General features: G+C 60.0%; 9 protein-coding genes and 2 tRNA genes. 4 read left to right on the forward strand and 7 right to left on the reverse strand.

Annotated features, from left to right (window positions below):
* The first annotated feature begins 316 nt into the window (after window positions 1-316).
* Entirely contained in the window at window positions 317-1,462 is a 1,146-nt protein-coding gene (locus JJE47_04755; GenBank protein ID MBK5266725.1) for a site-specific integrase, read from the forward strand.
* A gap of 34 nt (window positions 1,463-1,496) precedes the next feature.
* Here the strand turns inward: JJE47_04755 and JJE47_04760 are convergent.
* From JJE47_04760 to JJE47_04780, 5 genes are all read right to left on the reverse strand, one after another.
* A tRNA-Phe gene (locus JJE47_04760) sits at window positions 1,497-1,572 on the reverse strand.
* Between the two features lie 53 nt (window positions 1,573-1,625).
* Window positions 1,626-1,703 (reverse strand) — tRNA-Asp (locus JJE47_04765).
* 137 nt (window positions 1,704-1,840) lie between these two features.
* Window positions 1,841-2,857, reverse strand: coding sequence for a zinc-binding dehydrogenase (locus JJE47_04770; GenBank protein ID MBK5266726.1), 1,017 nt, complete (start codon window positions 2,855-2,857; stop codon window positions 1,841-1,843).
* A 24-nt stretch (window positions 2,858-2,881) separates the two neighbouring features.
* Window positions 2,882-3,145, reverse strand: a complete 264-nt coding sequence (locus JJE47_04775; GenBank protein MBK5266727.1) for a GlsB/YeaQ/YmgE family stress response membrane protein — start codon at window positions 3,143-3,145, stop codon at window positions 2,882-2,884.
* 64 nt (window positions 3,146-3,209) lie between these two features.
* Window positions 3,210-3,974, reverse strand: coding sequence for a hypothetical protein (locus JJE47_04780; GenBank protein MBK5266728.1), 765 nt, complete (start codon window positions 3,972-3,974; stop codon window positions 3,210-3,212).
* Between the two features lie 177 nt (window positions 3,975-4,151).
* Here JJE47_04780 and JJE47_04785 point away from each other — a divergent pair, with 177 nt between their 5' ends.
* On the forward strand, window positions 4,152-6,197 hold the full coding sequence (locus JJE47_04785; protein ID MBK5266729.1) for a dehydrogenase E1 component subunit alpha/beta: 2,046 nt from the start codon (window positions 4,152-4,154) through the stop codon (window positions 6,195-6,197).
* A gap of 169 nt (window positions 6,198-6,366) precedes the next feature.
* Here JJE47_04785 and JJE47_04790 read toward each other — a convergent pair whose 3' ends face one another.
* On the reverse strand, window positions 6,367-7,377 hold the full coding sequence (locus JJE47_04790) for a DUF389 domain-containing protein (protein ID MBK5266730.1): 1,011 nt from the start codon (window positions 7,375-7,377) through the stop codon (window positions 6,367-6,369).
* 208 nt (window positions 7,378-7,585) lie between these two features.
* On the opposite strand from JJE47_04790, the gene JJE47_04795 reads away from it, so the two are divergent.
* Both JJE47_04795 and kynU read left to right on the forward strand, forming a co-directional pair.
* A complete protein-coding gene (locus JJE47_04795; protein ID MBK5266731.1) occupies window positions 7,586-8,140 on the forward strand; it encodes a hypothetical protein in 555 nt (184 codons plus the stop codon).
* Between the two features lie 93 nt (window positions 8,141-8,233).
* Window positions 8,234-9,451 carry a kynureninase gene (gene kynU / locus JJE47_04800; protein ID MBK5266732.1) on the forward strand — a complete coding sequence of 406 codons (1,218 nt, stop codon included), beginning with the start codon at window positions 8,234-8,236 and terminating at the stop codon, window positions 9,449-9,451.
* 899 nt (window positions 9,452-10,350) lie between these two features.
* Here kynU and JJE47_04805 read toward each other — a convergent pair.
* The coding region (locus JJE47_04805; protein MBK5266733.1) for a hypothetical protein at window positions 10,351-10,762 on the reverse strand (412 nt) is incomplete at its 5' end.

Below are 10,762 nucleotides of genomic sequence, written 5' to 3' on the forward strand. Positions count from 1 at the left end.
CCGCCAAGGACCACCCGGCTTCCGAGCCGGCCGCCACCTCCGCTACCGCAAAAGCGACATCGACCAATGGATCAACGACTGCTTGAAGGATTCGGCAAGCCACCTCTCCGTCGCGAACGAACCCGAGCCGATAAGGTCTAGTGCACACTCAAGTGTCAAGAGCGGAGCCGTCGAGTAGGTCAGACTTCAACCCATAGCGCAGGCAACGGGACCGCCTCCGAAAGCAACGGGATAAAGGAGAGCTCACGTCCGACGAATACGCGATAGCTATCGCCGCATTGGGGGCTGAGCCGATAGAGAAGAAGGGAACACACTGATGGCATCAATACGTAAGGCGAAGACGAAGTCGGGCGAGGCCAGGTGGGTAGCTCACTACAGGGACCCAAGCGGCAAGCCACGCGAGAAGTGGTTCCTTCGCAAAATCGATGCCGAACAATACGCCAGACGTATCGCAACCGACGTTGATCGGGGCCGGTACACCGACCCGCGCGCGGGAAAGATATCGTTCGCCGAGTGGTCAGCATCATGGCTCAACACCAAGGCTGATCGGAAGCCGAAAACCCTCGAAGGCTACAGATCGCTGCTCGACAACCACGTACTACCAGTGTTCGGCCCTAGAAGCTTGAGCTCGATCCGTCCTGAGGAGATTTCAGTTTGGATCGCCAACCTGAAACTGAGTGGCTTGAGCGCAAGCCGCGTACGGCAGGCGTTCAACGTCCTAAATGGCTGTCTAGGGATGGCGGCTGCGTTTGACCGCATACCGAGAAATCCCGCAGCGAACGTCGCCGTAAGATCGACAATTCCATCACCCGTAAGCGGCGAGATGAAGTTCCTGAGCCTTGACCAGCTCCTTGCTTTGTCTGACGCAGCCCCACAACCATATGAAACTCTGATCATGACACTGGGAATATCGGGGATTAGATGGGGTGAGGCAGTTGCTCTCCGACGCCGTCGGATTGACCTCTTGGGGAAGAGATTGCACATCGCGGAATCGATGGCGGAAATCAAGGGCGGTCTCAGTTTCGGGTCCCCAAAGTCGGGCCACGACAGATGGGTCAACATCCCAGCGTTCCTCAGAGACGACCTTGAGGTTCGTCTCCAGTCTGTTGCGCCCGACCCCGACGCCCTGGTGTTCACTACGGCAACGAAGACTCCGCTTCGCAACTCCAACTTCACGCAACGAATCTGGCGACCGACGCTGAACCAAGCAGGACTTCCGACGAACCTCCGCATTCACGACATGCGACACACAGCGGCGTCTCTGATGATCGCGGAGGGGGCGCCAATCACCTTGGTTCAGCGTCAGCTCGGTCATTCATCCGTCGTTACCACTCAACGCTATGCGCATCTCTATCCCACTCAGGGCGAAGAATTGGGTGATCGACTCGACCAGACATTCAGATCGACCCGTAGGGCTGACGTAGGGTTGGGTGTTTCGAGGCTAACGCCCATCGCCCAATAAGGAGCAAGAAAAGCCCTCTGACCTGGGGTTTTACTGGTGGTCAGGGGCAGAATTGAACTGCCGACCTACGGTTTTTCAGACCGCCGCTCTACCAACTGAGCTACCTGACCATCCTCGAGGCCAATGGCTTCGATCCAGACGAGGCCCGAAACCGGGCCTCGTTTGGCGGGAACGACGGGATTTGAACCCGCGACCTCCGGCTTGACAGGCCGGCGTGAACTCCAGGCTTCACCACGCTCCCGTTTGGGTATCAGCCAGCGAACCGACCTCAACTCTGGAGCCGGAAGGTTAGCCCTTCCGGAAGTGCCGTCAAGATCAACCCGACGGCGGCCACCAGTATACGACGCGCGAATCGGCGCGCGATCGGCGGGGCTCAATCTATCGACCGATGACGACCTTCCCGAGTTGCTCGCCGGCGTCCAAACGGGCCAGTGCGACAGGTAGATCTTCAAACGGCACGACCGAATCAACCATCACCCGAACCCGGCCCGACCCCACCAGTTCGGTGACCGCCAGGAACTCGGCGTGATTGAACATCGTTGACCCAATGATCTCGATCTGTTTGAAGAACAGGTACGGCATGCTGATCTCAACTTTCGGGCCTGACGTCGCACCGCACACGGCAATCCGTCCGCCCGATTCCATCGACCGCATCGACTGGCTGAATGTGGCGGGCCCGACAGACTCCAGAACCACATCGGCGGCTCTCCCGGCCGTCTTCTTCAGCTCCTTGGAAAACTCACCAGACGAGTCGAACCCGCCGGCGGCTCCCAACGCGACGGCTTGGTCAATCTTCGCTTGATCACGCGACGTCACATACACGGTGGCCCCCATGGCGAGACCCAACTGCAAACCCATCGACGCCACGCCGCCGCCGATCCCCACAATCAAAAGAACATTGCCAGCCGATAGGCGGGACCTGCGTAACATCCGATAGGCGGTTCCGGTCGCCAGGCCGTACGCGGCCGCCTCTTCCCACGACAAGCCGGCTGGCTTGGCAATGACGTTGCGCGCCGGAGCGACTACCTCGTCTGCCAACGTTCCTGGCAAGTGCTCACCGAGGATGCCGTACGAGCTGCAGTACGGCGACTCCCCCGACAGACATGCGTGACAGCTCCCGCAAGCCACTGACGGGTTCAATACCACTTCGTCACCGATGGCCACAGTGCTGACACCGGGCCCAATCGCCGAAATCACCCCGGCCCCATCCCCTCCGGCGATGTGGGGAAAGTGATGCGGCGCCGGCATCCCTCGAGAGACCCACAAATCGAGATGGTTCAGAGCCGAAGCCCGCAACTGAACCCGGACCTCACCTGGTCCGGGTTCAGGGGTATCTATTGATTCGAGCCGGTACGAACCGGGTCCGTTTGTGTCATTGAGAAGCCATGCACGCATGGCATAAACCTAGCGAGCGGGCGCTCAGCTGTTGTTCTTCCTGTACATGCGAAGCGCAATCAAGGCAATCACGGCTCCAATGATGGAGCCAATGACGCCAGACATCTCGAAGTTCGAGAACGTCCGTCCAGAAAACAGAACACCCAACGTTCCGCCGACAAACGAACCGGCGATCCCAAGCAGGGTGGTTTGCCACCAGCTCATTTGGTCTTTCCCAGGAACGATCGCCCTGGCAACAACACCAGCGATCAAACCCCAAACCACCATGGAAACGAGATTGCCCAACAATTCAATCCTCCTTCAAAGACGGCACTGCGTACTGAGCCTATTCGATCGTGGATCCCGGTGTGGGTCAGTTGAGGTGGGTAACGGCAGCCGCGTGGCTCCATCGACCCGAAACCTCGTTGTACATTCGTGCCGAACGCTCCCAATCCTTGGCGCCGAGCGCGACAATGGATTCCCAGATTTCAGCAGCACTCTCGTCGAATACCAGTTGGGCATCGTCGAACAGTTCGGCCACCGACCCGTAATCGAGTTCAACCAGAGCCGATTCCGAGAACTTCTCGATCCAATCCGAGAAGTCTCGAACGTTGTCGACCACCCCATCATCCATTCCGATGTCTTCGAGTATGCCCAACGCTTGGGACAACCGGTTTGTGGCGCTCCGCCGATCGGTCCGGTAGCGGATCGAAACAGCCCCCTCGAGCTGCACGATTTCACGATCCTCGGGGGTGAACGCCACGAACCAGCGAAGTGGGACATGCCACGGTGAAGTGAGAATGTGTGACCTCTGTTCTGGCTCGCGGTCACGCAATTGTTGAAGTTCGGCCGCCGCGGTCGCCGCAATGGTCTCGGGAACCAGAACTTCCCCGCCGACGAACGCATTGTGGAACGCCAGAACCCCTTCGAGCAGACGGAGTTTGGGTCGACGCGGGCAGAGGTATCGATGGCCTTTCCAATCGGCTTCCAAGGCGTCCTCACGAAGGGGCTCATCGACGAGTCCGTACTCACTCCAGTGGATGGCATCGGAAACTTCGTCGGCGACCGGGAGCCGATCAACTGCGACCGTGACCGAGTCCACCGGCTCATAGACTCGCAAGTAAGCAGACTTGACCATGGCCCGATGCTATCGGTTCCAGCCGGCTTGTGCGCAATACCCGGGCAGGACGACGCCACGGCGCCATTTCCTTGCCTAGTCTGAATCCACGACGACAGGGGAAAGAGCCTCAACCATGGGCGATATTTCCGGGCGGTTAAACCACAACTGCCCACCACGTCGCAGCAAGGTCGAACGATGACCTTGGAAGCTGCGCTGCGCTACCCGACGATGACCGAGCATCACCGCGACCTCGGGATGGACGACGACAAGATCCTGGCGATCTACCGCGACATCGTGATGACCAGACGGATTGACGAGCGGATGTTCGCACTCAATCGTCAGGGACGAGCCCCGTTTGTCGTGTCATCGGCCGGCCACGAAGCCATTCAAGTGGCGTCGGCCCATGCGCTTGACAAAGAGATCGACTGGCTGCTCCCCTATTACCGCGACATGGGCGTGGCGATCGCTTGGGGTTTCACACCTCTCGACATGTTCCTCGCCGTTTTTTCGAAACAAGCCGACGTCACGTCTGCCGGACGCCAACTTCCAAACCACTGGTCAGATGTCAGTAAACGTGTCTTCACACAATCCTCGACCATCGCCACTCAATACCCGCACGCAGCCGGGATCGCCCATGCGCTGAAGCTCGACGAGCGACCAGGAATCGTGGTGGTTTATGGAGGGGAAGGCTCGACGTCAGAGGGCGACTGGGCCGAAGCGATGAACTATGCCAGAGTGCAGACCCTCCCCATGGTCGTCATCATTGAAAACAACGAGTACGCCATCTCGGTGCCATCCACCGAGGAAGTGGGTGGGAGCATCGCGGGCCGGGCAGCCGGGTATGGAATCACCGGTGTTCATGTCAACGGAAACGACCCACTCGAGGTGTATCGAGCGGTTCAAGAAGCCGCACGTCTCGCGCGCTCGGGCGGGGGAACCACCCTCATCGAAGCACATACCTACCGATATTCCGCACATACCTCCGATGACGACGACCGCCTGTATCGCAGTCGCCAGGAAGTCGAGGTGTGGAGGCGCAAAGACCCGTTGGAGACCCTGAAACAGTATCTCATCGAAAGCCGATTGCTTCCTGAGGTCCTTGAAGCCGAAATCGAAGAGGACATCCAGGCGACGATCGCCGCAGCGGTTATCGAAGCTGCCGAATCACCTGATCCCGCCGATCCTTACAGCCATGTGTATGCCAATCCCATCGTGCCCTCCGAGGCTGTCACGACCATCGAAGAGTCGCCGATCGGCGAGACAGTAAACCTCATCACAGCCGTCAACCGTGCGTTGCACGATGTGATGGCCGTCCACGACAACACGCTCGTGTTCGGAGAGGATGTGGCCAACCTCAAAGGAGGAGTATTCAAGGCGACCATTGGTATCACGGAGAAATATGGCGAGGAGCGCTGCTTCAACAGTCCGCTGGCCGAATCCGTCATCATCGGTGTGGCGGTCGGGATGGCCGCCGCCGGGAAACGCCCCATTCCCGAGATTCAGTTCGCTGACTACATCCACCCGGCGTTCGACCAGATCGTGTCGGAGGTTTCCAAAGTCCACTACCGCTCGAACGGCCAGTGGGCACTACCTATGGTGATCCGCACACCGTTTGGCGGCGGGATTCACGGGGCGCTCTATCACAGCCAATCGATCGAAGCGTTCTACACCCACGTACCAGGCCTCAAGGTTGTCGTTCCGTCAACCCCGGCTGACGTGAAGGGCCTGTTGATGTCAGCCGTAGACGACCCTGACCCGGTGTTGTTCCTGGAGCCGAAGCGACTGTACCGTCTGGCCTTGGGGCCGTACCCAGAGGGGGATCATCGGGTCCCGCTGGGCAAGGCGGCACTCCGGACCCTCGGCACTGACCTAACGATTCTGACCTACGGAGCCATGGCCTTCTTCGCTGTAGAAGCGGCCGAACAACTCCTCGCGGACGGGATCTCCGCAGAGGTCATCGACCTTCGCAGCCTGCGCCCACTCGACTGGCCGACCATCGAAGCGTCGATTGCGAAGACGGGCCGGGCACTCATCGTGCACGAAGACACCGGGTTCATGGGATACGGAGCGGAATTGGCAGCTCAGATCGCCGACAAGGGGTTCGAACATCTCGACGGACCGATCCGGCGCTACACAGCTCCGGAGGTGCCAACCTTCCCGTACGCCGAACCACTAGAAGACATGGTGCTGCCGAACACTGGTGGAATCGTGGCTGCCGCAAAAGAACTCGCCAGCTACTGAGAAGCCACGACGGTGGCCCGCGGCGTGAAAACAAAACCGGCCCCGAAGGGCTGGGGCAGATTCGTGCTTCCCTGGCGGGGAAACTCTCCAGTAGTACGGAACCGACGCTGATCCCGGATTAGGCGTCGTCTCAACCGAGTCAAAAGCCCGCCACGATTGCGGGCCTTGTCTAGCCACCAACTCCGGTTGCTTCGCTGTTCGCCGACAACACTCGCTGAAGCTGCACCCGCACATCTCGATCAAGCTCGGCAGAAAGCTCGTCTGCGAGGAGTTCCAGGCTCGGAAGCTCTGCCGAGCTGGCAACGACCACTCCCACATTGGCTTTCCCGTCAGTCACCTCTACCACCACATTGATGACCTCCACCGGCAAGGGTGCGAGCGCGGCCCAATCCTCCACCACCCTATCGACGTCGCCGCTTTCTGGGGGTGGTGAGAGAATCCCTGGACCATCCCATTGGAGCGGAAACACCATAAGCAAAGCGGCCACTACCACCCAACGGAGCCCGCGCAATACATGTACCACCCCAAGTTTCAGGGTGACACCGGGCACAAAACCACCGAACAGAAAGGTAAGAGCTCCGCTGAAGATCACCCCGACCACGTTGGCGGTGACCGCCAGTGTCGCGCCGAATGCCATATCCGGACGCCCTGACTCGAGAGCGATGCCAATCGTGGCCAGTGGGGGAACCAAGGCAACTGCGATGGCCGCCCCCGCCATCGCCTCCGCAGCTTCGCGCCGGACCAGGGTATAGGCGCCCACGGCGCCAGCTGCCATGGCCACGCCGAGATCAAGCAAGTTCGGCTTTGTTCTAGCCAACAATTCTCGGGGGGGACCGTCGAGATCACCGGGCAGAATTGCTGAAATGAGGACGGCCAAGGCGATCGCTCCGAGCGCTCCCAACACAACAATGACTGCTTGTCGGGCCCCTCGTTTTGGCCAGCCCATCACAAGTGACGCTGCCACCCCCAACACCGGACCCATCAGCGGGGCCACCACCATGGCGCCGATGATCACCGCCGCCGAGTCGGCAATGAGACCGAATGTGGCCAAACAAACCGACAGCGCCATGAGCGTTCCAAACCTCCACGCAAAGACGCGGGCACGCTCACCTTCATGGAACATGGACCCGATCACGCGCTGCCGGTCGCCCGACGAGATGGGCGAACGAAGATCGACCATGTCGCCCAACAACTCGGAGAGGCGGCGGCTTGGTATCGGGAGTAGACGCTTAACCCGGATAAATAGCCCTCTGATTGGCGCTTGCGCCGAGCATAATGGTGCCCGTTTTCTTAACCTGAGCTCAATTGGGCCTCAACTGCTACCCGGTGTGACAGTCGTCGAGGATCGAATCGGCAGTCCTGAGACCAGACACGGATACTCTTGAACCATGGCCGGATTGACAACGATAAGGCACCGCTTCTTGATACCGGCGATCGTGCTCGGTCCAGCCGTCATAGCGTGCGAAGCAGACGCGGAACCAGCCCCGGAAGTAGCCACACTCGATACCCTCGATCCGGCCGGCACGGTGCTGGGGGCCATCGTCGACCAGGAACTGGAGCTACTTGATTTTTCTGAATGCATGCGCGCCGAGGGCATCGACATCGGCGATCCCACGATCGACGCGAACGGCAACGCATCCATCGGGACACCTATGAACACGATCAGCGACCACGGTTCGTTGATGGCGGCCTATAACGTATGCGACGACTTCATCGGTAGCCGACCCCTCGGCCACGGGGGCGAGGATCGCACGGCGGTTCACGATCGACTGGTCAACTTCGCCAAATGTGTCAGGGACAACGGCTACTACGACCTGCCCGATCCCGACTTTTCCGGGGCGAGTGGCGACATCTTCCCTGGCCTGGATCGCCAGAATCCCGATTCTCGGGCCGCCGAGCAGGTATGCGAGGAACTACTCGTGGTGGGTGCTGACCAAGGCTGATCCGGGTTCGGATCGGATCTCTGGTGGCGTCCAGGCTACCGAACCTCGGATCCGAACCGGCACAAAGGACTACCGGGCCTCTACATTGGGGGCATGATCAGCCGCTCCGATGCCATCCACCTTGACGACCGTGATCCTCTTGGGCACCTACGGGAACGATTCAGTATTCCCGAGGGAGTCATCTACCTTGACGGCAATTCGTTAGGTGCGTTGCCCAAACACGTACCTGCCCGTCTCCAGAAGGTAATCGTCGATGAGTGGGGTGACGGCCTTATCGGGTCGTGGAATACGGCCGGTTGGGCCGATCTACCCAAACGGGTCGGTGACCGGATTGGCCGCCTGATAGGAGCCGAACCCGACTCGGTGATCGCCTGCGACAGCACCTCCGTGAATCTCTTCAAGGTTGCGTCTTCTGCGGCGAGAGCCTCGGATCGCAGCCTGATCCTTACCGATGAAGGCAACTTTCCGACCGACGTGTACGTGCTCGACGCGGTGGCTCGCCAACACGAGAAGACCCTCAGGATGTGGGACCCCACCGACGGCTCGCCCATCGGCGACGATGTCGCATTCGTTGCGATGACCGAGGTGAACTATCGGACTGGAGAGCGTCACGACATGGCCGAGATCACTGCCCGTGCACACGCCGCCGGAGCCGCTGCAATCTGGGATCTTGCCCATTCGGCAGGTGCGCTACCGGTCAACCTGGCTGACTGTGCTGTCGATTTTGCGGTCGGGTGTGGCTACAAGTATCTCAACGGAGGCCCGGGTGCGTCCGCGTATGTATATGTCTCTCCCGGCCGGCAACCTTCCTTCGGAAATCCGATTACCGGGTGGTGGGGCCACGCCCGGCCGTTTGAGATGTCCCTGGCCTTCGAACCGCACGACGGAATCCACCGGGCCCGGGTTGGGACCCAGCATGTCCTATCCCTGGCCGCTCTCGATGCGGCGCTTGACGTCTTCGATGGCATCAGCTTGGACGACCTCCATGCGAAATCTCTTTCACTGACCTCCTTGTTCATGGAACTCTTGGCCGATTCGGTGCCCTGGGTGGATGTCGTCACTCCACGAGAGCCGCACCGGCGGGGCAGTCACGTGAGCTTCCGCCATTCGGACGCGTACGCAGTGGTTCAAGCCCTGGTTGCCCGCGGGGTCGTCGGTGATTTCCGCAACCCGGACATCGCCAGGTTCGGAATGGCCCCCCTGTACGTGCGCCATGTTGACATCTGGGATGCCAGCCAGCATCTCGTCGCAGTCCTCACAGACGACGAGTGGCAGTCGGAGGCCCATATGAACCGGGCGGCAATCACCTGATCGGAATCTTCCAGGCGTGACGGTCGTTGGAGCAACGACAACGCCCGAGGAGCCTGAGTATCCGACGTCCGAGTGGAACAGAGCCCGAAACGGGTCCGCGTCATGTTGAATGGGACATGGATCGCTGATTCCCATCCGCTCCTCGTGTGGGACACCTACCTTGGACGAGTGTGCATACGATTCGCATAGCCCAACGTGGATGCACACTCGTCCGGGTGGGAACCGGTCCCCCAAATCGAGTGTGCTTACAGTCCGCATAATTCGACGTGGTGCACACTCGTTTGTGAGGTCAACGAGGTCGGTTTCTTGACAGCAGCCCCGCCGTGGTCCAGGGTTTCGTGAAAGGGACGACCGCTCCCCGCCTCACACCCCGACAGGCCCAAGACGGATCGGGTCGGAGTCGGAGCCGGAACCAATTGCTCCGGGAGGAGTCTGCGGACCAGGAGGACAGAAACATGGGACTTTTGAACTGGATGTTCGACATTTACCAGCACGATCAGATCAACCAGGTTCGCCAGAAGCAAACCAGCTAGCGGTGGGAAGTTATTGATGAACTGGCGGCCGCCCGTCAAGAAGCTGCTGCCATCCGCTCGACGAGCGGTTCGGTTGACGGCGAACGCCTGGCAGAAGCGATTGGAGAACTGGCACTCGGTGTCAAGGCGCTACAGCGCCTCCTCGTCGACACCGGTATCGTCGATGCCAGTGCCCTGGCCGAAATGGTGAGAACCGTCGATCGAGAAGACGGAACCGAGGACGGCAAGACTCCGATCTGAACGACCGTCGAGAATCGGTGGTCGGTTGCCGATTCCAATTCCTCGCAGCGGGCCAACAGCCGTCGGACGTCGTTCGATGCACCGGCAACGTCCAGTCGCCCATCACCAAGCCTGGAGATCTCGCTGTTAAGGGCGGAGTCGACTATCTGGGCCCAGATCGAAATGCTTGAGTCCCTGGCATATCCGATCGTGATCGACAACGTGCGAAGCCATCAAAACCGCAGCCGTGAACCCGACGTACCGATGAAAGTGGGTCATCCTGTCCATTCCATAGCGTCGCTCTGGCCACGGCGTCCTCGAAATAAGCACAAGACCCACCAGCGAAACCAGGGCAGCATACAAACCGGACAATCGGCCGATCGCGATGAGCCATTCCTGGTCGGGAATCCGTGCCGGGCCGCCGTGCACGATCCACATGTAGGCGATGACAACCGCTTTTACGACCAGAAGAAGAATCGGGTCATAGGCCTTGAAAGGCGAGAGGGCAGGTTTGGGAGGCGGACCGGGCGCCCCATATTTCGCACCGATCACCCGTAGG

This window comes from Acidimicrobiia bacterium, assembly GCA_016650365.1.
GTDB lineage: Bacteria > Actinomycetota > Acidimicrobiia > Spongiisociales > JAENVV01 > JAENVV01.